This is a genomic window from Corynebacterium marinum DSM 44953, assembly GCF_000835165.1.
GTDB lineage: Bacteria > Actinomycetota > Actinomycetes > Mycobacteriales > Mycobacteriaceae > Corynebacterium > Corynebacterium marinum.
Genome location: NZ_CP007790.1, coordinates 863601 through 889369, shown reverse-complemented (window position 1 = coordinate 889369; position 25769 = coordinate 863601). Strand labels below are relative to the sequence as shown.

General features: G+C 69.9%; 25 protein-coding genes and 1 riboswitch. Of the genes, 9 read left to right on the top strand and 16 right to left on the bottom strand.

Annotation, left to right across the window (positions count from 1 at the left end):
- The first annotated feature begins 263 nt into the window (after nucleotides 1-263).
- The gene (locus tag B840_RS04370; protein ID WP_042621121.1) at nucleotides 264-1766 is read left to right on the top strand and encodes an FAD-dependent oxidoreductase; all 1503 of its coding nucleotides are present in this window, start codon (nucleotides 264-266) and stop codon (nucleotides 1764-1766) included.
- Nucleotides 1767-1784: 18 nt separating this feature from the next.
- On the opposite strand, the gene B840_RS04365 is transcribed toward B840_RS04370, so the two are convergent.
- The 6 genes from B840_RS04365 to B840_RS04340 all read right to left on the bottom strand — a co-directional run bounded on the left by B840_RS04365 (nucleotide 1785) and on the right by B840_RS04340 (nucleotide 6301).
- Nucleotides 1785-2264, bottom strand: coding sequence for a nucleoside/nucleotide kinase family protein (locus tag B840_RS04365; RefSeq protein ID WP_042621120.1), 480 nt, complete (start codon nucleotides 2262-2264; stop codon nucleotides 1785-1787).
- Nucleotides 2261-3025: an energy-coupling factor transporter transmembrane component T family protein gene (locus tag B840_RS04360; protein WP_042622518.1), complete on the bottom strand. Its 765-nt coding sequence runs from the start codon at nucleotides 3023-3025 to the stop codon at nucleotides 2261-2263. The genes B840_RS04365 and B840_RS04360 overlap by 4 nt, the downstream gene beginning before the upstream one ends.
- Complete coding sequence (locus B840_RS04355) at nucleotides 3025-4338, bottom strand: ABC transporter ATP-binding protein (RefSeq protein ID WP_042621119.1); 1314 nt, start codon at nucleotides 4336-4338, stop codon at nucleotides 3025-3027. The genes B840_RS04360 and B840_RS04355 overlap by 1 nt, the downstream gene beginning before the upstream one ends.
- A gap of 4 nt (nucleotides 4339-4342) precedes the next feature.
- On the bottom strand, nucleotides 4343-4933 hold the full coding sequence (locus B840_RS04350) for an ECF transporter S component (RefSeq protein ID WP_042621118.1): 591 nt from the start codon (nucleotides 4931-4933) through the stop codon (nucleotides 4343-4345).
- A riboswitch (TPP riboswitch) is annotated at nucleotides 4924-5034 on the bottom strand. It overlaps the preceding gene by 10 nt.
- Before the next feature lie 10 nt (nucleotides 5035-5044).
- Nucleotides 5045-5404: a DUF2218 domain-containing protein gene (locus B840_RS04345; RefSeq protein ID WP_042621117.1), complete on the bottom strand. Its 360-nt coding sequence runs from the start codon at nucleotides 5402-5404 to the stop codon at nucleotides 5045-5047.
- A 9-nt stretch (nucleotides 5405-5413) separates the two neighbouring features.
- Nucleotides 5414-6301, bottom strand: coding sequence for a 2-dehydropantoate 2-reductase (locus tag B840_RS04340; RefSeq protein WP_042621116.1), 888 nt, complete (start codon nucleotides 6299-6301; stop codon nucleotides 5414-5416).
- Between the two features lie 80 nt (nucleotides 6302-6381).
- Between B840_RS04340 and B840_RS04335 the strand changes: the two genes are divergently transcribed.
- Nucleotides 6382-7323 carry a DUF808 domain-containing protein gene (locus tag B840_RS04335; protein ID WP_042621115.1) on the top strand — a complete coding sequence of 314 codons (942 nt, stop codon included), beginning with the start codon at nucleotides 6382-6384 and terminating at the stop codon, nucleotides 7321-7323.
- A gap of 11 nt (nucleotides 7324-7334) precedes the next feature.
- On the opposite strand, the gene B840_RS04330 is transcribed toward B840_RS04335, so the two are convergent.
- The gene (locus B840_RS04330; protein ID WP_042621114.1) at nucleotides 7335-8018 is read right to left on the bottom strand and encodes a metalloregulator ArsR/SmtB family transcription factor; all 684 of its coding nucleotides are present in this window, start codon (nucleotides 8016-8018) and stop codon (nucleotides 7335-7337) included.
- 55 nt (nucleotides 8019-8073) lie between these two features.
- On the opposite strand from B840_RS04330, the gene B840_RS04325 reads away from it, so the two are divergent.
- Entirely contained in the window at nucleotides 8074-9342 is a 1269-nt protein-coding gene (locus tag B840_RS04325) for an MFS transporter (RefSeq protein ID WP_042621113.1), read from the top strand.
- A 42-nt stretch (nucleotides 9343-9384) separates the two neighbouring features.
- Nucleotides 9385-10584, top strand: coding sequence for a chloride channel protein (locus B840_RS04320; protein ID WP_042621112.1), 1200 nt, complete (start codon nucleotides 9385-9387; stop codon nucleotides 10582-10584).
- Here the strand turns inward: B840_RS04320 and zupT are convergent.
- Genes zupT through B840_RS13945 form a run of 3 tightly spaced genes read right to left on the bottom strand, consistent with a single transcriptional unit; the run spans nucleotide 10574 to nucleotide 12886 of the window.
- Nucleotides 10574-11380 (bottom strand): zinc transporter ZupT, encoded by an 807-nt coding sequence (gene zupT, locus B840_RS04315; protein WP_042621111.1) that lies wholly within the window; start codon nucleotides 11378-11380, stop codon nucleotides 10574-10576. The genes B840_RS04320 and zupT overlap by 11 nt on opposite strands.
- An 11-nt stretch (nucleotides 11381-11391) precedes the next feature.
- On the bottom strand, nucleotides 11392-12759 hold the full coding sequence (locus B840_RS04310) for a hemolysin family protein (protein WP_042621110.1): 1368 nt from the start codon (nucleotides 12757-12759) through the stop codon (nucleotides 11392-11394).
- Nucleotides 12752-12886: a hypothetical protein gene (locus tag B840_RS13945; RefSeq protein WP_280513146.1), complete on the bottom strand. Its 135-nt coding sequence runs from the start codon at nucleotides 12884-12886 to the stop codon at nucleotides 12752-12754. Before B840_RS13945 ends, B840_RS04310 begins: the two co-directional genes overlap by 8 nt.
- A gap of 47 nt (nucleotides 12887-12933) precedes the next feature.
- On the opposite strand from B840_RS13945, the gene lplB reads away from it, so the two are divergent.
- Entirely contained in the window at nucleotides 12934-13992 is a 1059-nt protein-coding gene (gene lplB, locus B840_RS04305) for a lipoate-protein ligase small subunit (RefSeq protein ID WP_042621109.1), read from the top strand.
- Between the two features lie 124 nt (nucleotides 13993-14116).
- Here the strand turns inward: lplB and B840_RS04300 are convergent, their stop codons facing one another.
- Complete coding sequence (locus B840_RS04300) at nucleotides 14117-16666, bottom strand: ABC transporter permease (protein WP_042621108.1); 2550 nt, start codon at nucleotides 16664-16666, stop codon at nucleotides 14117-14119.
- Between the two features lie 181 nt (nucleotides 16667-16847).
- On the opposite strand from B840_RS04300, the gene B840_RS04295 reads away from it, so the two are divergent.
- Together B840_RS04295 and B840_RS04290 are read left to right on the top strand one after the other, a co-directional pair.
- Nucleotides 16848-19190 carry an ATP-binding cassette domain-containing protein gene (locus B840_RS04295; RefSeq protein ID WP_042621107.1) on the top strand — a complete coding sequence of 781 codons (2343 nt, stop codon included), beginning with the start codon at nucleotides 16848-16850 and terminating at the stop codon, nucleotides 19188-19190.
- 237 nt (nucleotides 19191-19427) lie between these two features.
- On the top strand, nucleotides 19428-20606 hold the full coding sequence (locus B840_RS04290; protein WP_042621106.1) for a baeRF2 domain-containing protein: 1179 nt from the start codon (nucleotides 19428-19430) through the stop codon (nucleotides 20604-20606).
- Here B840_RS04290 and B840_RS04285 read toward each other — a convergent pair.
- From B840_RS04285 to B840_RS04265, 5 genes are all read right to left on the bottom strand, one after another.
- Complete coding sequence (locus B840_RS04285; protein WP_042621105.1) at nucleotides 20603-21109, bottom strand: SRPBCC family protein; 507 nt, start codon at nucleotides 21107-21109, stop codon at nucleotides 20603-20605. The two genes, B840_RS04290 and B840_RS04285, sit on opposite strands and share 4 nt — an antisense overlap.
- Nucleotides 21110-21114: 5 nt before the next feature.
- The gene (locus B840_RS04280; protein ID WP_042622517.1) at nucleotides 21115-21657 is read right to left on the bottom strand and encodes an O-acetyl-ADP-ribose deacetylase; all 543 of its coding nucleotides are present in this window, start codon (nucleotides 21655-21657) and stop codon (nucleotides 21115-21117) included.
- Nucleotides 21658-21676: 19 nt separating this feature from the next.
- The gene (locus B840_RS04275) at nucleotides 21677-22117 is read right to left on the bottom strand and encodes a methyltransferase family protein (RefSeq protein ID WP_052491093.1); all 441 of its coding nucleotides are present in this window, start codon (nucleotides 22115-22117) and stop codon (nucleotides 21677-21679) included.
- A gap of 5 nt (nucleotides 22118-22122) precedes the next feature.
- Nucleotides 22123-22362, bottom strand: a complete 240-nt coding sequence (locus tag B840_RS04270) for a hypothetical protein (protein ID WP_156971835.1) — start codon at nucleotides 22360-22362, stop codon at nucleotides 22123-22125.
- A gap of 125 nt (nucleotides 22363-22487) precedes the next feature.
- On the bottom strand, nucleotides 22488-24323 hold the full coding sequence (locus B840_RS04265; protein ID WP_042621104.1) for a BCCT family transporter: 1836 nt from the start codon (nucleotides 24321-24323) through the stop codon (nucleotides 22488-22490).
- A 302-nt stretch (nucleotides 24324-24625) separates the two neighbouring features.
- Between B840_RS04265 and B840_RS04260 the strand changes: the two genes are divergently transcribed.
- Together B840_RS04260 and B840_RS14005 are read left to right on the top strand one after the other, a co-directional pair.
- A complete protein-coding gene (locus tag B840_RS04260; RefSeq protein WP_042621103.1) occupies nucleotides 24626-25423 on the top strand; it encodes a hypothetical protein in 798 nt (265 codons plus the stop codon).
- A gap of 137 nt (nucleotides 25424-25560) precedes the next feature.
- Nucleotides 25561-25752 carry a hypothetical protein gene (locus B840_RS14005; protein WP_308422542.1) on the top strand — a complete coding sequence of 64 codons (192 nt, stop codon included), beginning with the start codon at nucleotides 25561-25563 and terminating at the stop codon, nucleotides 25750-25752.
- Nucleotides 25753-25769: the final 17 nt, after the last annotated feature.

Sequence of the window (25769 nt, the reverse complement as noted above, 5' to 3'; positions counted from 1 at the left end):
CACCCCCGCCCGGAGGCCCGCCCGCGGCAAGGGGGGCCGGTTCCGCGGCATCAACCCCCTCCCCAAGGGGGCGCTCCGCGAGTACGCTCAAAGCCGGGATTTATGTGACTGCCATCACCTACTGGGGGCCCGGGGCGGAACCGCCCGGCCGACACGGACCGCCACAGGGCACGAACCGACAACGAGGACACTGACATGAACGCTGACGTGCACCCGGACCGGACCCGGACCCGCCCCTCCATCTGCCTGTCAGGTGAGGGGAAATGAACAGCCCACTGTGGCGGGATGACGCACCCACCTACCCCACTTCCCCGCTCCCGACCGACCGCCGGGTGGACCTCGCGGTCGTCGGGGCAGGTTTCACCGGGCTGATCGCCGCCCTCCTCGCCGCCCGGGAGGGACTCAGTGTCGCGGTTCTCGAAGCCCGCACCGTCGGCGCAGGCGCCAGCGGGGCGACCACGGCCAAAGCGACCGTGCTGCAGGGCACAAGGCTGTCGACTCTGGCGCAGACCCACAGCCGGGAACTCGCAGCGGATTATCTGCAGGCAAACCAGGCCGGGCTCAACTGGCTGCGGGATTTCTGCCGGGAGCAGGGGGTGAGCACGCAGGCCGCCACCGCCGTGACTTTCGCGGCCACCGACAGCGGTATCGAGAACGTGGAGGCAGAGCACCAGACGGCGCAGGCGCTGGGCCTGCCCACTGTCCTCCATGACAGCCTCCCGGCCCCCTTCCCCGTCCACGCAGCCGTCGAACTACCCGGCCAGCTCCAGCTCAACCCCACCCACCTGCTGGCCGCCCTGGTCAGGGCGGTGAACTTAGCCGGGGGCACCGTCACGGAGCACGTCCGGGTCACCGGCGTCCGGGCGGACACGGACCGGGTCCGCCTGACCACCTCCCTGGGCCCGCTGACGGCCCGGCAGGCCGTGCTCGCCACGGCCACCCCGATCACGGACAAACGGGCCACAACCATGGAGCTGGTTCCACAGCGTTCCTACCTCTGCGCCTTCGACCCCGACCCAGCCGTGGAGATCCCCGAGGGGATGTGGATCTCCGCGGAGTCACCGACCATCTCACTGCGCACCTACACCGACGGGGACAGAACCAGGCTTCTGGTGGGCGGCCAGGGGCACCGGACGGGCGATTTCCGCCCCACAGCTGAACACGTCGACACGCTCACCGAATGGACGATGCGGCATTTCCCCGGCGCGCGCCGCACCCACGCCTGGTCGGCGCAGGACTATCACCCCGTCGGGATGGTCCCCCACGTGGAGACCCTCCACTGGGGCGGGGGCCGGGTCCTGTTCGCCGGCGGGTACAGCAAGTGGGGGCTGGCGGCGGCTCCCGCAGCGGCGCTGCAGCTCGCCGATCTCCTCCAGGGCCGCCCTCCGCAGCTCACGTTCGGCAGTCCCTCCGTGTCCGGAACGTTGAAGACCACATTGTCCAGGCAGGCCTCCGCCCCTGTCTCCGAAATCCGTAATCTGGCGCGCACCCTCACCGGGTCGGGCGGCCACCGGGGTGACGCCCCGGATGATTCGACCGCCGAGGACAACGGCGCGGCGGTCTTCCGGGAGGGAATTCATCCGGTCGGCGAGGCTTTCGTGGACGGGCGGACCTGCCGCGTCTCACTGGTCTGTCCGCATATGGGCGGGACGTTGGCCTGGAACGGGGCGGAAGAGTCCTGGGACTGCCCCCTGCACGGCTCCCGTTTCACCGCCGGCGGCCGTCTCCTCGAAGGGCCGGCCGTGAAAGATCTCAAACGGCACTGACCGCGGGGTTCCGGGCGGTCACCACTCCAACTCGAAATCCACCGGGACCCGGCCGTGGGCGCTGAAATGCTGATCCTCCTGACGGGCCCACATATCCCAATAAGGTGCGTATCCGGTGTCCCGGGTGAGCGCGCGGGTGCGGCGCACCTGGGCGGGTGCGTTGATGCGCACGGTCAGCACCTCGCCGAGAGCTCCGGCCGCGGCGACCGACGCCTCCGTGACCGACCCGACCCCCTCGACGATCAGGGACTCCCCCGGATCCAGCGGCACCCAGTCCGCGGGCGCCCCGCTCACCCAGTCCCAGCGCCGGTAACCGGGACTGGTCGGGTGCAGGACGTCATCGGCGACCATGCGGGAGGCGGCGGACAGACCCGACCATCCCGGGTAGAAGTCGTCCAGATGGACCACCCGGAGCCCGGTGCGCCGGGCCACCGCCGCGGCGAAGGTCGTCTTCCCCGCCCCGGACGGGCCGTCGACAAGCACCGTCAGCCTGCTCATGCCACACCCAGGAAACGGAAGCTCCCGAGCGCCACCGCCACGGCGACCGCAGAGACCGACGCCAGCAGGCACACCGCCAGGACCGCGAAGTCCCGGGCGTGCAGCCGGGATTCCCGGGCCCAGGTGCGGCCGTGGTCGGCGACCCGGCCGAAACCGCGGGCCTCCATCGCGGTGGCCAGTTTCGAGCCGCGCCGCAGCGAGAGCACGAGGAGACCGAAGGCGAGCGTCAGCCCGTAGCGGATCCGCCCCTGGTCGGCGATACCGCGGGAACGTCGCGCGCGGCGCATCGACGCCAGGTCGTCCTGGAACAGGGAGATCAGCCGGGAGGCCGCCACCGCCCCCAGGACGAAACGCTCGGGCAGCCGCAGAACCTGGGCCAGGCCGTCGCCGAGGTCCGTCGGGTCCACCCCCTCGGAGAGCACGATGACCGGCAGGCCGACCGCCAGGACACGCACGAAGATCGCCGCCGCCAGGGACAGGGAGTTGTCCGTCACGTGGACCATGAGGAACTGGAAGTACGTCTCCCCCTCCGGCCGTCCGTAGAGCGCCATGGGGATGGCGGCCAGGGGCGCGGCGAGGAGGACCGGCCAACCGCGGCGCACCAGCCGGAACCAGCCCACGCCGCACAGCGGGGCGGCCAGGAGAGTGAAGCCCAGCGCCGCCGCCGCGGAGACGAGGTCCACCGACAGCAGCAGCGGGGTGGTCAGCAGGATGAGCCCGAGGATGCGGGTGACGGGGTTGATGCCCTCGAGGACGTTGATCATGTCAGCGCCACCTCGTGGTCGCCCAGCGCGTGCAGGTAGAGCTCGTCGTGGGTGATCGACACGACCGTCACCCCCTGGTCGGTGAGCTCCCGGATGAGTCCGACCAGCTCGACGAAGGTACGGGCGTCCTGGCCGAAGGTCGGCTCGTCCAGGACGAGCAGGCCCGGGGTGTTCACCAGCGCTGTGGCCACCGACAGGCGGCGCTTCTCGCCGCCCGAAAGGGTGAAGGGGTTGGCGGCCGACAGATGGTCCAGGCGCAGGCGGGTGAGCAAGTCGTCGATGCGCGCCTGCGCTCCGCCGGACACTGCCATCTCCTCCCCGACGGTGCGCGCGACGAACTGGTGCTCCGGGTCCTGGAACACGAAGCCCACCCGGTCGGCGAGCTGTCTTGAGGACCAGCGGTGCGGCGGGGTGCGCAGCCCCCGGGCCAGGTGATCCGAATAGGTCAGGGCGCCGCCCTTCGGTTCCGTCAACCCGGCGAGCGTGAGCGCCAACGTCGACTTGCCCACGCCGTTGGGGCCGGTGATGACGGTGGAGGAGCCCTCGCTCAGCCGCAGCGAACGCGGCGGACCCCACTCGGGAAGGAGGTCACGGGCTTCGACGGCCACGGGTGCCCCAGCCGGCACCCCACGGGCGGCGGGCAGCGCCGGCGGGGCGGGGAGATCCTCCTCGCGCACCTCCGACAGCCCCTCCGGGGAGAGGTGGAGGAAACGGTCGACGATGCCGCTCCACAGGCGGGGGCGGTGCTCGGCGACGATGAGGGCGGCGTCAGTCTCCGCCGCGATCCGGGCGACCGCCCCGACGATCTCCCGCTGGCCCGCCGGGTCGAGGTTCGCGGTCGGCTCATCGAGCAGGATGAGGTCCGCGCCCATGGCCATGACGCCGGCCAGCGCCAGCCGTTGTTTCTGCCCGCCCGACAGGTGCCGGGTCGGGTGGTCCAGCGGCAGGTTCAACCCCACCAGCTCCAGCGCGCGACGAACCCGCGGCCAGATCTCCTCGCGCGGCACCCGCAGGTTCTCGCACCCGAAGGCGACGTCGTCTCCCACGCGAGAGGCGATGACCTGGGAGTCCGGGTCCTGCAGCACCATGCCCACGGTTCCGGCGACGGTGAGGGAACCGGCCATTTCCCCGTCCTCCTCCCCGCCGAGGACGCCGGCGAGGGCGGCGAGCAGGGTGGACTTCCCGGCACCGGAGTCCCCGGTGAGCAGGATCCGCTCCCCCCGCTCCACGCGCAGGTCGATGCCGCGGATCGCCGGGGCCACCCGGGAGGCGTGCCGCCAGCCCAGGCCCCGGGCGTCAATGACGGCCACGCCGTTACACCCGCTTTCGGCCCGCGGCGAAACGGTCGAGGGCACCCGTCCCGGCCAGGGCGCGCACCAGCCAGTGGCCGAGCACGCCGGCCAGGACCGCACCGGAGATGAGCAGACACGTGAGGTAGATCGAGTTGAAGGCCAGGGACTTCGCCAGGTTCGCGCTGGTGAACAGCTCCAGGACGAAAGCGCCGAGGGCCGCTCCCATGCCCGCCAGCACCGCGACGGGCAGGGTGAAGCGGCGGTAGGCGAAGGCGAGGAAGATGAGCTCCGCCCCCAAGCCCTGCGCGATACCCGAGTAGATGGTGCCGATCCCCCACTGGTTGCCCAGCAGCGCCGACACGATCGCGGCGAGCAGCTCCACGTAGAGGGCGGCTCCCGGCTTACGGATGACCAGCCCGCCGACGACGCCGCCCAGCAGCCACGTGCCCGCAGCGAGGCCGCCCAGCCCGGGGGTCAGGGTGTCCATGGCGGTGAACCAGGCGTAACCGAAGGAGTTCCACACCCAGAAGATGAGGCCGACGGCCACTCCCAGGACGGAGGCGATGATGATGTCGATGACGCGCCATGACGAACGCGTGCGCGAAGTTTTCACAATAATCTCCCTAGCGCCGGTACTAACCGGATCAGGTTCGACGGTTCGCCGTTTGTCGGCGTCTCAGCCCGGATTCGCACCGGGTACCCGTGACTGGATGTTGGTGGAACACTATCCTAGCGCCCCGGGTTCCCCGTCCCGGTCAGCGACCCAGCGGGTGCCGTCCTGTCCCCCGGTCCGCTTCCACGCGACCTCCAGACCGGTCCCCCGGGCGATCTCGGCCAGGCCCCCGCCAATCATGGCCTCGAACTGGTCGAGTTCCTCGGCCGGGCACTCCAGCTGGAGGAGCAGGACACCGTCCCCGGCGATCATGGCCACCTCGCCTTCGTGCCCCCAGGTGAACAGCATGTGCCCCCGCCCGGACCCGCTGTCCCACTCCGTGTGCGCGGCGTGGGTGAATCGGCCGGCCAGCAGACGTGCGTAGCGGCCCGGGCGATCGCACCTGACCCGGGCTGTGGATGAAGCAGTCATGCCCTCACGCTACCCCAGCAGCCTGAGCACGAGGTCGTGCAGCCGGACGTCGACGCCGTTCCGGGCGGCGAGACGGCAGATGGCGCCCACCTGGGCGTCCAGCTCGTGGCGGGTGGCGGGCCGGCCCGCCGCCAGGTCGCGCTGCATGGAACTGGTGGCATCCGCCGGCATGCGGTCGGCGAAGGCGAGGGTGCGGTCCACGGCGTCGTCGGACAGCGGCACCCCGGCCGCCCGGCCGGTGGCGTGGACCTCCCGCATGAGCGCCTCCAACGTCGGTCGGAGCCGGGTCCGCAGCTCGCCGAGCGGGCTGCCGGCCAGGGCCCCGAGCGCACCCGTCGTGGTCACGTACATCGCCTTCTCCCACACATCCACGAAGATGTCCCCGCGGACGACAGCGTCCACGCCCGCCTCCCGCAGCGCCGCCGCGAAGGCGTCGACGGTGCCGTTCGGGCTGCCGTCCCATGTTCCCGTCGTGTGGGAGATCGGACCGCCGTGGAACTCGACTTTCCCGGGGCCGGTGTGGTGGAAATAACCGCGCACCACCCCGGGCAGGGTGCGTGCGGCGCCCACGACCTCCGCGACCCGCGCGGGCACCTCGACCGAGTTCTGGGTGACGGCGACCATCGAGGTGCCGGGAAGCCCTTCGAGCAGCGACGCCATATCAGTCCCGGCGGAGGCCTTGACCGCCAGCAGCGCGACGTCCGGCGCCCCTGCCTCGCGGAGCGTCCCGACGGCGCGCACCGCAATCGGCTCCTGGCCGTTGAGACGCAGCCCCTCGGAGCGCAGGACCTGCAGTGTTTCGCCCCGCGCAACGAACACGACGTCATGACCCGCCTGAACCAGGTTCCCGCCGAACCAGCCCCCGACGGCGCCCGCTCCGATGACTGCGATTTTCATGCGACCAGCCTACGCGCGCACCGCGGGCGGGAGGACTACACTGCATCTCATCCAGACCCGCAGACAGAAAGGTCACAACAATGGCCGGTGGCCTCATTGCCCTGCTTGACGACGTCGCCCTCATCGCCCGGGCAGCCGCCGCCAGCGTCGACGACGTCGCCGCCGCCGCCGGCAAGACCTCCCTCAAGGCGGCCGGAGTGGTGGTCGATGACGCGGCGGTGACCCCGCGCTACGTCACCGGCGCCACACCCGCCCGGGAGCTGCCGATGATCTGGCGCATCACCAAGGGATCGTTGATCAACAAACTGGTCATCATCCTGCCGATCGCGCTGCTCCTGTCGTGGATCGCCCCCTGGGCGCTCACCCCGATTCTCATGATCGGCGGCACGTACCTGTGCTTCGAGGGCGCGGAGAAGGTCCTGGCCAAGGTGCTGGGCCACGGCAGCCACGACAAGCCCGTCAAGGATAAATCCCCCCTCGCGGAGGACCAGCTGGTCAAGGGCGCCATCATGACCGACCTGATCCTGTCGGCGGAGATCATGGTCATCTCCCTCAACGAGGTCTCCGACCAGCCGATGATCTTCCGCGCCGCGGTCCTCGTGGTCGTGGCCATCGGCATCACCGCCCTCGTCTACGGCGCGGTCGCGCTGCTGGTGAAGATGGACGACATCGGCCTGCACATGGTCTCCCGGGGCGGCCCCGGGGCAGGTTTCGGCCGGGGTCTCGTCTCCGCCATGCCTAAGGTCCTCACCGCGATCTCGGTCATCGGCACCTTCGCCATGCTCTGGGTCGGCGGGCACATCATCATCGCGGGCCTGGCGGAGTTCGGCCTCACCTGGTTCTACGACACCATCCACGGCATGGAGGTCGCCGTCGGCGGCGGATTCATCGGCTGGCTGGTCAACACGTTCTTCGCCCTGGTCTTCGGCCTGGTGTGGGGCACCGTCGTGGCCTTCGTCGTCGAGGGCGCCACCCGGCTCACCCGCCGGGCGACCGGAAAGCCGGCGGCTGCGGCGCACTGACGCCCGGCCGGCTACTCCGTGACGGCACGTCCCGCCTCACGCCAGCCGGGATAGCCGCCCTCCATGCGCAGCGCCGAGAATCCGGCTTCACGTAGCCGGGCGACGGCATGCGCCGACATGACGCAGTACGGGCCGCGGCAGTAGGCGACGATGTCGCGGTCCGCGGGCAGTTCGGACATCCGGGAATCCAGTTCCGACAGCGGGATGTTGACGGCCCCCACCGCGTGGCCGGCGTCGAATTCGGAGGAGGGGCGGACGTCGACGAGCAGGGCCTCGCCCGTTTCCCGCAACCGATCGAACTCCTCGAAGGAGATCGCCCGGGCTCCGTCCACCTCGGTGAAGAACGCGTCCGCGAGATCCGCGATCTCCCGGATGTGGCGCTCCGCCAGACCGGTGAGTGTGAGGTAGGCGGTGGCCACCTCACTGTCCGCGATCCGGTAGACCCGCAGGTTCCCCTCCGCGCGGCGGGCGACCAGGCCGACGGCCGCCAGAATCTGGAGGTGGCGGGAAGTGTTCGCCACGGTGGCGGCGACCTGCCCGGCGAGGGATTCCACCGTCCTTTCGCCTTGCAGCAGCACGTCGACGATCTCGACCCGTTTGGCGTTCCCGAGCGCGGCCCCGACGCGGGCCAGGTGAGTGAAGATCTCGTCTTTGAAGGCGCGTCCGTCCAGCGGTTCCCGCGATTGGGATGTCATGTCCCCGAGTGTACTATTCAATGAATTAGTTGAATTGCCTTCATCGGGAGCACCAGTGACCTCATCCGCACACCCCTCCGGCCCGAGACTGGGCCTCCGCGAGAACGCCCCCCAGTTCGCGCTGCTCGTGGCCGTCAACGCCCTGGTCGGCGGCATGGTCGGCCAGCAGCAGACCACCCTCCCGCTGCTCGCCGAGCAGGTATTCGGCCTCGCCGGCTACTCCTTCGTCTTCGCCTACGTGGCGGTGTTCGGCATCGCCAAGGCGGCTTCCAACTATGTGGCGGGCATCTTCTCCGACCGCTACGGACGCAAACCGGTGCTTCTGGCCGGCTGGCTCTTCGGTTTGCCGGTACCCCTGCTGATCATGTGGGCACCATCCTGGGAATGGATCATCCTGGCCAACCTGTTCCTCGGCATCAACCAGGGCCTGGCCTGGTCGACCACGGTCACCATGAAGATCGACCTCGTAGGGCCGAAACAGCGCGGCTTGGCGATGGGCCTCAACGAGGCCGCCGGTTATCTCGCCGTGTCGGTCACGTCCATGGCCGCCGGCTGGATCGCCGCGGAACACGGACTGCGCCCCGCCCCGTTCCTGCTGGGCCTGGCGTACGCCGTCATCGCCCTCGTGGTGGTGTCCCTCTTCGTGCGGGAGACGCGCGGATTCGTGGAGCTGGAGGCCGCCGCGCCGGAACCCTCCCAGTCCAGGGCCACCGGGCTCTCGAACGCGCAGATCTTCACCCTCGTCAGCTGGCGTGACCGGGCCCTGTCCTCCGCCAGCCTCGCCGGCATGGCCAACAACCTCAACTTCGGCCTGTCCTGGGGAGTGTTCCCGCTGCTGTTCGCGGGCGCCGGCCTCCGCCTCGGACAGGTCGGCCTGCTCGTCGCCCTCTACCCGCTGGTGTGGGGCTTCGGCCAGCTCGCCACAGGGTGGCTCTCCGATCACCTCGGCCGTAAACCCCTGGTCACTGCCGGCATGTTCCTGCAGGCCGCGGCCCTGGCTGTCATCGCAGCCTCGCACGCGATGCCCGGCTGGGCGGCCGGCACGATGCTCCTCGGCCTCGGATCCGCGCTGGTGTACCCGGCGCTGCTTGCCGTGATCGGCGACGTCGCGGCGCCGGAGTGGCGCGGCCGGGCCGTCGGCATCTACCGGGTGTGGCGCGATCTGGGGTACACAGCCGGCGCCCTGTTGGGCGGCCTGGTGGCCGACGCGGTGGGGTTGAGCTCCGCGGTGTGGGCCGCCGCGGGGCTGTCAACCGCGGTCGGCATGGTCGTCGCCTACCGTCTCTTCGAGACCCACCCGGGCAAGCGGACAGCCGCGGCCTGACCTGCTCCGGCTGGAGGGCAGGCCCCGGGTTACCCTGAATTTATGTTCCGCAGCCTGCTCGTCCTCGTCGCGCTGGTGCTCGCCGGCGGCGCCGCCGCAGGGGTCATCGGCGGATCCATGGCCTGGCTGATTCGCCGTATCCAGCTGCTGGCCGGCGGCGCGGGGGTGGTCCACCCGGTGGCGGCCGCCGCCGTGGGCGGTGTCCTCGCCGGTTTCGGCTGGTGGTGGCTGCGCCGGCGGGGCCCGGTGCGCGCCATCGAGGAATCGGTCCTCAGCGAAGGCGCCCGCCTCCCCCTCGGCCGCACCTTCACCGATGCATTCCTCCAGCTGCTCGCCGTGGGATCCGGCATCTCGCTGGGCCGGGAGCAGGCCCCCCGGCAGGCCTCGGCGGCGGTGCTGGACCAGCTCAGCAGGGCGCTCCGCGTGACGGAGGACCACCGCCGGGTCCTCGTGGCCGCAGCGGCGGGCGCCGGTCTGGCCGCGGTGTACAACGTGCCCCTGGCCGGAGTTCTGTTCACCCTGGAGGCGATGCCGGTGCGGCGCACCTGGCGTGCGCTGCCCATCGCGGCCGCCATGTCCGGCGTGGCCACGGTGACCGCCTGGCCGATCGTGGGGCGGCGGGCCGTGTACGACTTCCCGGAAGCGGCCTTCCACCCCGTTGTCCTGTACCTGTTCCCGCTGCTCCTGCTGGCGGCGGTTCTCACCGGCCGGCTCTTCCTCGCGCTGATGAGGTCCACCGGCGGGTGGAAGGTCGTCGACCCGCGCTGGCTCCCCCTGAGCGTCGGTGCGGCCACCGCCGGGGTGGTCGCGGCCTCCCTCATCCTGCCGGGGGTGACGGGCAACGGCGAACAGATCGTGCGCACCGCCCTGGACCCCGGTTCGCCGCTGGTTCTCCTCGCCGTTCTGGTGGTGGCCAAGCCGCTGCTCACGGCCGCGTCCCTGGGGTCCGGCGCGGTCGGCGGAACTCTCACGCCGGCGCTGGCGGTGGGCGCCGCGCTGGGGTCAGCCGCGGCCCTGATCGCGGGCGCCGGGGCGGAGTCCGCACCCGTCCTGGCGCTGGTGGGCGCTGCGATGGTGCTCTCCGTCCTGCAGAAGGCCCCGCTGTTCGCCGCCGTCATCGCCTGGGAACTGACGTGGGCGCCGTTGTGGACCCTGCCGCTGCTGCTGGCCGGCACGGTGGGGGCGCACCTGCTGGCGCTTCCGCGGGGGCGTCGAAAAGCCGGGCCGGCGGTCAGATCATGAGCAGCAACGACGCCGCCATGATCGCCATGCCCAGGATGAGCCCGTAAATGGCGGTGTGGTGGCGGCCGGTGGCCACGGCGGTGGGCAGCAGCTCGTCGAGGCAGATGAACACCATGATCCCCGCGACCACCGCAAAGGAGATCCCGAGTGTGGCTGGCCCGAGGAACGGCATGAGCAGCAGGAAACCGATGAGGGCGCCGGCGGGCTCTGCCAGTCCGGACACCGTCGACCACAACAGCGCCTTCTTCCGGGAGCCGGTCGCCTGGCGGATCGGCACGGCGACGGCGACGCCCTCCGGGATGTTGTGGATGGCGATGGCCACCGCCACCGGAACGGCCACGGTGAGGTCCTCCAGCCCCGCGATGAAGGTGGCGAAACCTTCGGGGAAGTTGTGGATGGCGATCGCGCCGGCCGTGAACAGCCCCATTTTCATCATGCGGCGACGCTGCGCGGCCTTCTTCGGGTCGTCCCCGATGCCCCGTTCGTGGGGGTTGATGGGCTCCGGCACGAGTCGGTCGATGAGGGCGATGATCGCGATGCCCGCGAAGAACGCCGCCACCGTCGCCCAGCTGCCGCCGCGTTCGCCCCAGGCCCCGGTGAGCTCGTCGAAGGCCTTGGGCAGGATCTCCATGAAGGACACGTACAGCATGACGCCGGTGGACAGGCCCAGGGCGCCCGCCATGAAACGCTTGCCCGGGTCGTTTTTCATCACGGCGATGAGGCCGCCGAGCCCCGTCGCCAAGCCGGCGAACAGCGTCAGGCCGAAAGCCGTCAGGATGGTCGGGAGATCGTACATGTCCGGATACCCTACGGTGCTTTTTCTGCGGCCGCACCGTCAGGGGAGTCCCCGTTGCCCGCCTTCCGCAGTTCAACCGTGACGATGCGGTTGCCGGCGACCTCGGTGATCTCCAGTTCGTAGCGGGCCGCGGGCTCCTGTTCGACGTCGGTGTCGTCCATGGGATCGGCGGTGAACTCCGGCGGGACGGTCACCACGTCCCCGGCGCGCCCCAGGCGGCCGAGTTCGGCGAGCAGCCACCCGGCGACCGTCTCGTAGGGTCCGTCGGGCAGGGAGACGCCGGTGGCCTCGGCGAAGTCCTCCAGGTTGGTCGTCCCCGCCATCAGCCGGGATTCGTGAAGCCGGAGGAACTCGCGGCGTTGCACGATGTCGTACTCGTCCCAGATCTCGCCGACCAGTTCCTCCAGCAGGTCCTCGAGGGTGACCATGCCGTCGGTGCCGCCGTATTCGTCGACCACCACGGCGATGTGCTGGCCCGACGCGCGCATCTGCGCCATCGCCTCCGGCAGGGAGATGGCGCCGGGAAACTTCGCGATGTCGCGGACGATGTCGCGGACCGGAACGTCGCGTCGCCCGAACGCGCTCTGTTCCAGCAGGTCGCGCACGTGGACGAAGCCGACGATGTCGTCGATCGACTCCCCGTAGACCGGGTAGCGGGAGTACGGCCGGCCCGTGATGTCGTCCGACGCCTCCGCCACGGTGATGTCCCCCTGGTAGGCGACCATGTCGGAACGGTGCCGCATGACCTCGCTGACGATCCGGTCGCCCGCGTCGAAGACGTCCCCCACGAGTTCGCGCTGCCGTTCGTCGATCCCGTGGTGGGTGGAGACGATGTCCCGGACCTCCTCGACGCTCATCTGCGAGGTCCGCTCGGACGGGTCGAAACCCATCAGGCGCAGCAGCAGCCCGGACGACTTGTCCACCGTCCAGATCACCGGGGTCATCAGCCGCGCGAAGATCTTCAGGGGCGGCGCCATGAGCAGGCTGACCTGCCGCGCCTTCTGCATGGCGATGCGCTTGGGCACCAGCTCGCCCAGCACGAGCGAGAGGTAGGAGATGGCGACGGTCATCAGCACCAGCGCGCTTATCGACGCCGCGCGGGGGTTCATCCCCCACCCCTGAAGGTGCGGGGCGATCTGCGGGGCGATCGTCGAGGCGCCGAAGGCGGAGGAGAAGAAGCCGGCGAAGGTCACGCCGATCTGGACCGCGGAGAGGAAGAGCCCTGAGTCCCGGGCCAGCGCGGCCACGCCCCGGGCGGTGGAGGATCCCCTCTCCAGCTGGCGGATCTGCGATTCCCGCAGACTGACCAGCGCCATCTCGGTGGCCGCGAAGACGCCGCCGATGAGGATGAACAGGAGAACCAGGAGGGCGTTAAGCATCGTCCGCGGGCCCGGGTTCCGGGTCGGTTTCAGGCGCCGGGGAACACCCCTCCGGACCGCAGACCAGCGCCTCCTCCCCGTCCGCCGCCGGGGTGAGATTGACCAGTTGACCGAAGGTGAAGTCCATGGCTTCAGTCCTACCACCACTTCCGCGCTCCCGTACCCTGGGCAGGTATGAAACATCATTTCGAGATCAAGGTCCCCCACGGCAAACTCGTCGTCGTCGACGTCTCCGTCGAGGACGGCCGCATCACCGGCACCCAGGTGTCCGGCGACTTCTTCCTCGAGCCCGATGAAGCGTACGAGGCGCTGGGGCCGGCGCTCGAGGGAGCGTCGATAAGCGAGACGACCGCGGAGCTGCAGGCGCGGCTCGACAACGCCCTCGCGCGGATCCACGACGTCGCCCTGCACGGCTTCAGCACCAACGACGTCGCCGTGGCCGTGCGCCGCGCGGTGTCCGGCGGCACGGACTTCACCGACCACGAATGGGAGATCATCCACCCCGGCCCCCTGCCGACGCGGGTCAACGTGGCGCTCGACGAGCTCATGCTCGACCAGGTGGCGGCGGGCACCCGCGGCCCCACCCTCCGGTTCTGGGAATGGGAGGACAAAGCGACCGTCATCGGCTCCTACCAGTCCTACGTCAATGAGGTCGAGCCCGAGGGCGTGGAGAAGTACGGCATCCAGGTGGTGCGCCGCATCTCCGGGGGCGGCGCGATGTTCATGGAGGGCAGCAACTGCATCACCTACTCCCTCTATGTGCCCGGCTCCCTGGTCGCGGGCTTGAGCTACGAGGATTCCTACTCCTACCTCGACCAATGGGTCCTGGCGGCGCTCGCCCGCCACGGCGTCAACGCCTGGTACGTGCCCATCAACGACATCACCTCCGACGGCGGGAAGATCGGCGGCGCCGCCCAGAAACGCCGCAAGGGCGTGGTGTTGCACCACGCGACCATGAGCTACGACATCGACGCAGACAAGATGACGGAGGTCCTCCGGGTGGGCAAGGTCAAGCTCGCCGCCAAGGGTCTGCGCAGCGCGAAGAAGCGTGTCGACCCGCTGCGCCGCCAGACCGGCGCCCCGCGGGAAGAAATCATTCAGACCATGATCTCCGAGTTCAGCAACCGCTACGGCGCGACCATGGCCGAACTCACCGCCGAGGACCTGGCCGCCGCGGACAAGCTGGTGGAGGAGAAGTTCGGCACCCCGGCCTGGACCCATCACGTGCCTTAAGTGCTGCCTCGGGAATGCGGCACCACCCTGTTCACCCGGCAGGCTCGTCCACTCCGACCCCCCTCAACGCACGTCGAGGGCCCCTCCGGAAGGTTCGAGGGGGCACGGATTGGAGGTCCGTCCCTCAGCCCACCGCCGACAGGGGCGTCGTCCGCGCCGCCCGGCGGGCCGGCCACAACCCGGCGACCGCCCCGACGGCCACTGCCCCGAGCACCAGCAGCAGCGCCTGGTCCCAGGGGACCAGCAGCCGGTCGATGCCCTGGGAGGACAAGATCCGCACGAGGCACCAGCCCAGCCACACACCCACGACCACGCCGACGACGGCCCCGTACAGGGCGATCACCGCAGATTCGAGGACGATCATCCGCCGGATCTGGGAACGCTGGGTCCCCACCGCCCGGAGCATCCCGAATTCGTGGTGGCGTTCGGTGGTTGACAACGCGAGTGTGTTGACGATGCCGAGCACCGCGATGACCACGCTCAGCGCCAGCAGCGCGTAGACCACGCTCATCAGCTGGTTGACCTGGTCGGCGGCGGCGTCGCGGTACTGGTAGCGGTCCATGACCTGGAGGACGCCGTAGGTGTTCATCTGGTCCGTGACCGCTCCGAAGACCACCTCCTCGTCCGCGCCCCCGGCGAACGTGACGAACACGTTCTGGGTGAACCAGGCGGAACGGTCCGGGACCAGCTGCTCACCGACGGGCACCGTCACGGCCACCGGCGTGTAGGAATCGCTGTCCTCCCAGATAACCAGCACGGGCACGGTGACGGAGGCGCGTCCGAGGGAGGGTGCTGAAACGGTCGCGTTGTCCCCCACCGCGAGCCCGAGATCTTCAGCGGTGCTGCGCGAGAGTCCCACGCCCGGGGTGTCGGAAGTCGCGCCGAAAGACCCCTGGACGACCTCCAGCGCGATCGCCGCCTGGGGGTCCGCAATCAACAGCGGGCTGACCCCGGTGGTGTTGACCGTGCCGGCCGTCACCCCGTCGACCTCGACCGGAAGCAGGGTCACCGGGGTCACGGCCGCGACCCCGTCGATCCCCGCGAGTTCCGCGACCGCCTGCTCCGGCACGCCCTGCAGGTTGACCATGCCGGTGGAGACGACGGCGTCGGCACGCAGGGACTCGTCGATCCTCCCGAAGACGGACTCCTTCATCGACGCGCCGAGGATGCCCACCGCCGCGACGAGCGCCACGCCGAGGGTCAGTGCGAAGGCGGTGGCCGCCGTCCGCCTCGGGTTGCGCGACAGGTTCGTCCGGGCCAGGAGGGTGATCACCCCGCCGAGGCGGAAGCGGGCGCGGAACATTGAGCGGGCCACCACCGCCATGACCAGGAGCACCCCGAGGACGATGCCGACGGTACCTGCCCCGGTGAGGATGCCGCGCGCGGCGGTGTCCCACCCAGTGGCCAGGGCGGCGACCAACGTAACCGACAGGCCGGCAACCAGCAGCACGGCGCCGATGACCGTCCGCACCCTCAACGGAACCGCGACGGACTGGTCGCCGGAGCGCATCGCCTGCACGGGATGGACCCGGCCGGCACGGCGGGCGGGCACCCAGGCGCTGAGGACGGTGACCACGATCCCGATGCCCAGCGGGACGAGGATGCTCGCGGCGTCCAACCCCAGGCCTGCGTCGGGGAAACCGAAACCGGCGGCGGTCATGGCCCACATGATCAGCTCCACCAGCCCGACGCCCACGAGGATGCCGACGGCCGAGCCGAGCACCGCGACGAGCGCGGCCTCCACCATGACCGAGCCGCTGAGCTGGGGGCGGGACATGCCCAGGGCACGCAGCAGGGCGAACTCGCGGGTGCGCTGGGCGACGATCATGGAGAAGGTGTTGGAGATGATGAACGTGCCCACCAGCAGGGCGATGAGGCCGAAGGCGAAGAGAATGTAGGTGAAGAACGCCAACTGGGAGCTGATCTCCTCTGAATCGGCCGCCGCGGCATCCTCGCCGGTCATGACCGTTGCACCCGGGTAAGCCGCGGCCAGCGACTGCCGGAGACTTTCGGGGTCGCCGCCCTCGGCGCGCACGGCGATGCGCCCGGTGTGGACTCCGTCGGTGAACTCGGCCCGGAACTGCTCCGCGGGGATCTGCAGGCCCGCCCACCCGCCGGTGGCCGCCTCGAAGCGGGTCAACCCGTCGAGGGTGAATTCGTGGCGGCCCGTCGAATCGATGACGGTGACGGTGTCCCCGACCTCGAGGCCGGCCGACGCCGCGGCATCCTCGTTGAGCACCGCCCGCCCCTCACCTGCGGGCGGGGTTCCCTGCGTGATGATCAGGGGCGGGGACACCGCCTCCCCGGGTGACAGGTAGGCCAGCAGCCAGGAACCCGCGCCGCCCGTCTGCACGGGATTTCCTTCCGCGCCGAGGAGGATAACGGGGAGCTGGTCGATGGACTCGACCTTGGCCACGTCATTGCGCGCCTCGATATCCCCGGCCACCCCGAGGGTGAGCGGAAGCTCGGCGGAGGTGACCAGGACGACGTCGACCCCGTCGTAATTGGCCTCGGTGATGTCGTCGAAGGCCTTGCCCAGGGTGGCGGTCAACATGAAGGCGCCGGCGACGAAACTGGTGCCCAGCACGACTGCCAGGGCGGTGAGGAGAAGTCGGAGACGGTGGGCGGACAGGCTGCGCAATGACACTCGTCGCAGGGCGGATGAGGAGGACACGACGGGGGCTCCCTGGGTGTCGGGGTAGGCCGGGAGGGCGGAACCCGACCGTAGCCCTCATCATCGTCGCCTCCGCACGCTTAATCCACAGGTGCACCCGGCAACCCGGATAGAATCGGCCCCCTGCCACCCCCGCCGCCTGCACCGCCCGCACCCCCGCACCCCCGCCACGGAGGAACACATGACCGCCTCGCCCGCTGATTCCCACGATGTCATCCGCGTCACCGGCGCGCACGTGAACAACCTGCGCGGGGTCAGCGTGGAGATCCCCAAACGTCGGCTCACGGTGTTCACCGGCGTGTCCGGCTCAGGCAAGTCGTCTCTGGTCTTCGGCACCATCGCAGCCGAATCCCAGCGCCTGATCAACGAGACCTACTCCACTTTCGTCCAGGGCTTCATGCCCTCCCTCGCCCGCCCCGACGTCGACCGCCTGGAGGGCATCACCACCGCGATCATCGTCGACCAGGAACCGATGGGCGCGAACTCCCGCTCCACCGTCGGAACCGCCACCGACGCCACGGCGATGCTGCGCATCCTCTACTCACGCATCGCGCAACCGAACGCGGGCGGCCCCGGCGCGTACTCCTTCAACGTGCCCTCGGTGTCCGCCTCCGGCGGCATCAGCGTCGGCGGCGGCAAGCGGGAACACGTGGAGTTCAAGCGCACCGGCGGCATGTGCCCCCGGTGCGAGGGCATGGGGCGCATCTCCGACATCGACCTCGCCGAGCTCGTGGACGAATCCCTCTCCCTCGACGACGGCGCCCTGCTCATCCCCGGCTACAAGGTCGGCTCCTGGAACATGCGCGGTTACGCCGAATCCGGCCTGTACCCGGCGGATGTCCCCGTGCGGGAGTTCAGCGACGAGCAGCGCCACGCCCTCTTTCACCAGGAGCCGACGAAGATCAAATTCAGCGGCATCAACATCACCTACGAGGGGCTGGTGCCGAAGATCTCCCGGTCCATGCTGGGCAAAGACCGCGACGCGATGCAGAAGCACATCGGCGAGTTCGTCGACCGGGCGGTCACTTTCATCCCCTGCCCCGAGTGCGGCGGTACCCGCCTGGCCCGCCACGCCCTCGAGTCGAAGATCGGGGGCAGGAACATCGCCGAGCTGTGCGCGATGGAGATCCGGGAGCTCGCCGAGTGGATGAAAGAGGTCGACGCCCCGTCGGTGGCTCCCCTGGTCGGTGCGATCCGGGAGACGCTGGACAACTTCGTCGCCATCGGGCTGGGCTACCTCTCCCTCGACCGCCCGGCCGGCACGCTCTCCGGCGGCGAGGCCCAGCGCACCAAGATGATCCGTCACCTGGGCTCGGCGCTGACCGACATCACCTACGTCTTCGACGAACCCACCGCGGGGCTGCACCCGCACGACATCCAGCGCATGAACGCCCTGCTGCTGGAGCTGCGGGACAAAGGCAACACCGTGCTCGTCGTCGAGCACAAGCCCGAGACCATCGCCATCGCCGACCACGTGATCGATATCGGCCCCGGCGCCGGCCGCGACGGCGGTCTCATCCAGTTCGAGGGTTCCGTCGGGGAGCTCGCGCAGTCCGACACCGTCACCGGGCGGCACTTCCACGACCGGACCCGGCTCAAGCCCGCCACCCGCACCCCGGCCGGCGCGACCGAAATCCGCGGGGCCGACCGCAACAACCTCCGCGACGTCGACGTGGACATACCGTTGGGCGTGCTCACCGCCGTCACCGGCGTGGCAGGCTCCGGCAAGTCCTCGCTGATCGCTTCCCTGCCGTACCGCGACGGCACCGTCATCGTCGACCAGTCCGCCATCCGCGGCTCCCGGCGCTCCAACCCCGCCACCTACACCGGCGCCCTGGAACCCGTCCGCAAGGCCTTCGCCAAGGCCAACGGCGTCACACCCGCCCTGTTCTCCCCCAACTCCGAGGGTGCGTGCCCCAACTGCAAGGGCGCCGGCGTTGTCTACGTGGACCTGGGGATCATGTCGGGCGTGGACGTCCCCTGCGAGGTGTGCGAGGGGCGCCGCTTCGACGAGGCGGTCCTCGACTACCACCTCGGCGGCCGCGACATCGCCGAGGTGCTGGCCATGCCGGCGGCCGAGGCCGCGGCGTTCTTCTCCGCCCCCGATTCGAAGGTTCCGGCGGCCGCGAAGATCTGCGGCCGGCTTGTCGACGTCGGCCTGGGCTACATCACCCTCGGCCAGCCGCTGACCACCCTGTCCGGCGGCGAGCGCCAGCGGCTCAAGCTCGCCGCGCGCCTGGCGGAGAAGACCGACGTGTTCATCCTCGACGAGCCGACGACGGGCCTGCACCTGGCGGACGTCGAGATGCTCCTGGGACTGCTCGACCGTCTCGTGGACGCCGGCAAGACGGTGGTGTGCATCGAGCACCACCTGGCGGTGGTGGCCCACGCCGACCACGTCATCGACGTCGGCCCGGGCGCGGGTTCCGGCGGCGGCGAGGTGACCTTCACCGGCACCCCGGCCGAGCTGATCGCGGAGGGAAAGACCCTGACCGGCAGGTATCTGGCCGAGTACGTCTCATAGGTGGTCGCTGGCCGGGGACGGCGGGCACGCGGGGGTTTTCGGCGCCTGTCGGAGATACTCCGGGATTCACCTTGTAGGTCGGCTTTCCCGGGCATACCACGGAAACTTCAGCCCGTTTCCGACAGGTCCCACCGGCGGAACCCCTCTCGGTGCCTGCAGCACCGGCCAACCCCTTGAAACTATTCGTGACCCGTGTCACTCTGGCTGGAGCACGTACCCATCTTCGAGGAGGCACCAGTGAAACTTCCATGGCTCAAGTCCGCGCTCGAGAACAACGACGGCCCGTTCCTGACCGTCTATCTGGACACCACCCGCACCGACCCCACGGCGGCCTCGGAGGTCGAATCCAGGTGGGAACAGTTCCGCGGACAGGCCGCGAAGGCGGGCGCCCCGGAGAACATCCTCGCCGAGGTGGAGGAATCCCTGCTGCGCCAGCCGAGCATCGGCGGACGCCACGGCCGCGCCGTCCTGGCCAACGCCGACCGGATCCTCCTGGACCGGGTCCTTCCCGTCCCACCGCAGCAGGAACTCATCGACTGGGGTGAGCGCCCCGTCGTCCTCCCCCTCCTGCAGCTGACACCGCACGCAGTGAGCCAGCTGCTCATCGAGGTCGACCGGGCCGGCGCCGACCTGCACCTGCGGGCACCCGAGGAACCGGACCTGACGAAGAACGTGCACGGGCGCGGCGAAGACACGTCAATCGACGGCGGCCACGACGAGCTGCACAAGTCCCGCGCCACCGGCGCCGACTCGGGCCGGGGCTGGCGCACGGACAACTTCGAGGCACGCGTCGAGGACTCCTGGGAGCGCAACGCCGAGGCCGTCGCGGAGCAGGTGAACAAACTGGTGCGGGAGCGCAAGCCCCACGTGGTCTTCCTCACCGGCGACGTCCGCGCAGAAGCGCTGCTCAAGGCGGAGCTGCACAAGGATGTCCTGGACCGTCTGAAAGAACTGTCCGGCGGCACGCGCGGCCTGAGCCTGGAGAGGGCGTCGTTCCGGGAGGAGCTGGCCCAGGCCGTCCGCGACCACGTCGACGCCACGCAACAGGAGTACGCCGAGAAGTTCCGGGAGACCCAGGGCCGGGACACCGGATCCGTCGCCGGGTCTTTCCACGTGGCGGAGGTCCTGCGCCGCGGCCAGGTGGACGAGCTCCTCTTCAACCCCGGCCGCGAGCCGGAGAACATCGAGGAGCTGCTCCATCAGGCGATCCTCACGGACGCCGGGGTCTACGCCCTCGACGACGAGGCCTTCTCCCTGCCGGACGGCGTCGCCGCCCTCCTGCGCTGGGACGACGAGACGACCCCCTCCAACACGTTGTCCAGCATGTCCGGCGACCCGGCGCGACGTGACGCCGTGGATCCGGAACGGGACGAGGTCTCACCGCGGGCGGCGGAGGAACAGAAGCTGCTCAGTTAGCCCGCCAGGCGCCGGATCTGCCCGATGAGACCGGTGCCGCGTGCCCCGCAGGTGCGTCGCAGCCCCCGCTGCCCGGCGGCCATCACCACGTTGTGGGCGGCGGCCGCCGCCGGGCGCAGCCGGTCGAGCAACCGGCGGCGGGTGACCACGCACCACATGATGGTCACGACGGTGGTCTCCCCCTCGGACCTCAGACGCACCGTACCGGTCCCGCGCAGGTCCCCGGTGACGGAGAAGGCCGCGCCGCGGGGGGCGTGTTTCTCGACCAGGCACAAGGTGAAACACAGCCGGTAGCCCAGCGGACTCTGCACGACCAGCTCGCCGTGCAGCCCGTCCGCGCTCATCTCGACGCGGCTCATCCCCGGCCACCAGCCGGGCCAGGAGGAGATGTCGGAGAGCACCCCCCAGACACAGCCGAGGTCCCCGCGCACCTTCCAGGTCGTCTCGAAGTGGAATGGGGCGGACTCCCCGTCCCTCGGGCGGGTGTGCCGGTGGCCGGGCACAGCCGCTAGTCCCGCGGGAAGCGGCGGAGCCCGGCGAGTGCCCGGGTGAAGGCGGCTACCGCGTCCTCCCCGAAGGGGACGAACACCACCTCCCGCACGACGCGACCCACCTCCTCGGCCAGGGCGTCCGCGGTTCCCACGGCGATGCGGGCGGCGTCGTCGATCGGCCAGCCGTAGACACCGGCGGAGATCGCCGGGAAGGCCACGGACGCGGCGCCCAGCGAGGCCGCCAGGCGGAGGGACTCCCGGTAGCAGGACTCGAGGACGTGGCTGCGGTCCTCTCTTGCGGAGTAGACGGGGCCCACGGTGTGGATCACCCACCGGGCAGGCAGGTCCCCGGCTGTGGTGGCGACGGCGCGCCCGGCCGGCAGCCCGTCCGGGTACTGGTCGATGCGGATGCGCCGGGTCTCGGAAAGGATCGCCGGGCCGCCGACGCGGTGGATGGCAGCGTCCACTCCCCCGCCGACGCGCAGTTCCGAGTTGGCGGCGTTGACCACCGCATCGACGCGGATGGTGGTGATGTCGCCTGGTTCGATGCTCAACTTCATGGGCTCCATGGCGCCCACCCTAGACCTCCGGGATCCAGCGCGGGACCCGCCGGGAGTACTCCCGGTACGCGGCTCCGAAACGCGAGGTCAGGGCAGCTTCCTCGGCGGGGATCTGCCACCGGCCGATGGCCCACACGAAACCCGCGACCGGCAGGAGGGCGACGACGGACCGGCGGGCCGCCGCATGCGCCGCCAGCAGACCCGCCAGCGCCAGGTACATCGGATTGCGGGTCAACCCCAGCACACCGCCGGTGACCAGGGTCGAGGCCCCGTCCACCTTCACGGGGTCGACGGTGGTCCGGGCACGGAGGAATTCCCGCACGCCCCCGGCGCCGACCAGGGCGGACGCGGCGGCGAGAGGAAGTGCGGGGAGGACGGCGGGGGGCGTCGACAAGCGGCCGGCGAGCAGGCGTTGCGCGGCGGCGGACGCGGCGAACAGGACGGCGGGTGGGATTCTCATGGCGCTCAGAAGCTGCAGCGGCCCATGTCGGTGCCTGCGGAGCCGAGACGCTGGGCCACCGGGCACCAGATCAGGTACTGCCAGGTCATGGACGACAGGAACACACCGATGGCGCTGGGTGCGGTGACGGGGTTGTCATAGAGCGACTGGTAGACGTCGAAGGATCCCTGCACGACGGGCTCAGCAGACTGCGCGTTGGCGGGTGCAGCCACCATGGTGTGGCTCAGCACAGCGGCGGTTGCCACGGAGGCGAGCGTAGTTTTCAGCGACATCGCATTTCTCCCTGCTCTCGGTTTCCTGGTACCCGCCACGATACTTTCCCGCCCCGGGCTGTCTCCGGGGTTTGGGCGGCAGCCGGAGCACCGGCGGATCAGTTCCTCGGGTGGTCACCGTCCTGCGGCGGGGATTCATCACGGTCGGTGTCGGTGCGGGCGGCAGATTCCTCACTGTCATCCACCAACTGGCCCAACTCCTCGGGGTGCTGCCGGGCGTATTCGTCGAGGGCGGCGCCCACGACTGCGGGGCTGATCGGAATGCTCTCGCCGTTCCCGTCCGGGATGTGGTGGATCGGGCCGATCGGCTCCGGGGACGGCGCATCCTCGTTGCGTTCCCAGTCCTCGACCGTATCGGCGGAATCCCACTGTCTGGTGACGGTGGGCACAGGGTCGCCGAGGTCGTTCTTCAACGCCACGCCGAGGCTGAACATCATGACGAAACCCATGATGAAAAATGGCAGGCCGACGACGATGATGGTCTGTTGCAGGGCGGCAAGGCCGCCTTCGCCGGTGGCGCCGAGCAGGACGGCGGCCACGGCTCCCATGAGTCCGGTCCAGATCAGTTTCTGGTGGGTCGGTGCCAGGGCGGGCTCGCGCCCGGAGGCGATCATGTCGGTGACCATGGCTGCGGAGTCGACGGAGGTGGTGAAGAAGAGGACCACGATGATGATGGCCAACCCGGACATGAATGTCGCGGCCGGGTAGTTGGAGAGGAACTCGAACAGGGCGCCCGGGATATCGCCGTCGACGGCGACCGCCTGGACCAGCCCCCCGTTGCCGTCCTGTTCGATGTGGAATGCGGAGGTGCCGAAGGCGCCGAACCAGATCAGGGAGAAGGCCACGGGCAGGCCGAGGACACCGGTGACGAACTGGCGGATCGTGCGGCCGCGGCTGATGCGGGCGATGAAGATGCCCACGAACGGAGACCAGGTGATTGTCCACGCCCAGTAGAACACGGTCCAGGTGTTCTGCCATGCCTGATTGTCCGGGGAGTTGGGGACGGCGTTGTTCCAGAAGGCCAGCTCAGGCAGCGCACCCAGGTACACGCCGATGGACTCGATCGTTCCCTTGAGCACCAGCACCGTCGGCCCCGCCAGGATGATGAATACCAGGAGCGCGATCGCCATGAGGATGTTGAGGTTGGACAGGAACTTGATGCCCCGGTCGAGGCCGAGCGCCACTGAGACGGACGCGACGGCGGTGACGGCGACGATGATGGTGATCTGCACCGCCGGGGAGACCTCCACCCCGAAGAGTTCCGCCAACCCGGCGTTGATCTGCAGGGTGCCCAGGCCGACGGAGGTGGCGACGCCGAAGACCGTTCCGATCAGGGCGGCGACGTCGATGATCTTGCCGATCGGTCCGTAGACCCTGGCCCCCAGCAGCGGGGAGAAGATGGAGCTCACGCGCGGAGGCATCTTGCGCTTGTAGATGAAGTAGGCGAAGCACAGGGCCGGCAGCGCGAAAATGGTCCAGGTGTGCAGGCCGAAGTGGTAGTGGGTGATCGCCATCGCCTGCCGCGCGGCCTCGGCGCTTTCTGCCGGGGTGTCCCCGATCGGCGGGTTGGCGAAGTGCGAGATCGGTTCCGCCACCCCCCAGAACATCAGGATGGTGCCGATTCCGGCGGCGAAGAGCATGCCGAACCAGGCCAGCGTGGAGTACTCGGGCCGATCTTCATCGCTCCCGAGACGTGCGTGCCCGTACCTGCTGAAGGCGACGAAGATGAGGAAGATGAGGAAGAGCGTCACGCCGAGGATGTAGAACCAGCCCAGGTTGGTGAGGATCCAGTCGGAGGCGGTTCCGAAGACGTCGCTCACCCAGTCGCCGGCGACGATGGTGACCACCACGAAGGCGAGCACGATGCCGACAGTGGCGAAATAGACAGGGGGATCGGTTTTCAACCGCAGTGCTCTGGCCAGTCGCTCAGACATGAAAAACTCCTGGAACGTGGATGAGGAATAAGGTCAACCATTTCAACCTATCGCCGGTCACGCTCCGGTCGTGCCCAGTCGGGCAGTGCCGGGGAGCCGACTCTGCCCCGCATCCTCCGTGCCACCTGCGCTCATGCAGAGCATTACAATTAGCTAACAACTGGCTGAATCCCCCACATCCTGCCCTGTGCCCGAGCTGAGCGCCGGTCGACAGGTCGGATGAGGCCCCGGACGGAAGGCCGCGGGACGGCGGTTCCCCCTGTGGGCCGTCCCGAGGCGACGGCGCGAACTAGGCTGTCGGTATGGCCGTTCCCACCTACCCCCTCGCCCGCCCGCCGGCGGGCACGGACGTCCACTCCCTGCCGGTGGAGAAGGTCAGCCAGGCGATTCTCTTCTCGCACCTGCGCACCGCGGAACTCATCGAACCGGAGGGGACCCTCATATCCGTGCGGCTGATCCCCGACCTGATGAGCGGCGGTTGGCGGGTGCGGTGGGGTTACGGCACCATCGGTTCGCTGCCCGGGAGCATGCGCGGGATCTTCTCCGGCATCGACCTGGTCCACGCCGTGCGTTCGGAGCCGGTCGCGTTCGCCCGGGTGTGCGTCGACCGGGAGCGCGGGCTTCTCGACGTCTCGGTGGAGCTGCCCGCCCCCGAACTCGCCGTGCCCCGGAACTCGCTGCCGGAGGGCGCCCGACTGCTGCCGCAGGGGCGGCGCTGGCCCGCGGACCTGCCGGCGGGTCCGGACCGTCAGCTGCTGGGGCTGGTGGAGGGGGAGATCGTGACGGTCGGGGGCGAGGTCGTGGCCGCCCTCGACCCGGTGCTCGCCCACCGCCTGCAGCCGTACCTGGCCGACGGCGCCCCGCTGGGCGTGCGCGCGTTCATGGTCGACGGGGAGGCGTTCCTGGATGTCGAGGCGGGCGACCCGGCGGCGGTGCATCCCCTGCCCGAACCCGAGCCGGACCCGGTCCCGGAGCCCGAGTTCCCCCTGGAAGGGCCGTGGGCCGTCACCATGGAGGCGGAGGAGCTGGTCGACCCCGCTCCCGCCGGTCCCCGAACCATCTCCTTTCCTGTGGTTGACTCAGATCATGTCGACCGGTGAACTCGACCCCTCATCCGGGGTCCCCATGTACAAGCAGATCAAGGAGATCCTCCGGAGGGAGATCACCAGCGGCACCGCCGACCCCGTGGCCGGCCGAGAAGTTCTCGGACCTGCTCGCCCAGGAGGTGACCCAGGACATGGTTATCCCGCGCGTCGAGCGTCGCGCAGGCGCCGGCCTCATCGTCACCGCCGTCACCCGCGAGGGACGCACCGCCTCCGCGCTGCTCATTTCCTCCGGCGGAGCGCTCGCGGTCACCTTCTTCGCGCTTTTCCTCAGGGAATCCGCGCCGAGCAAGGTCGGCGGCACCCGCACGGTTGTCGTGCCGTAGCTCAGGCAGCGGGAAAG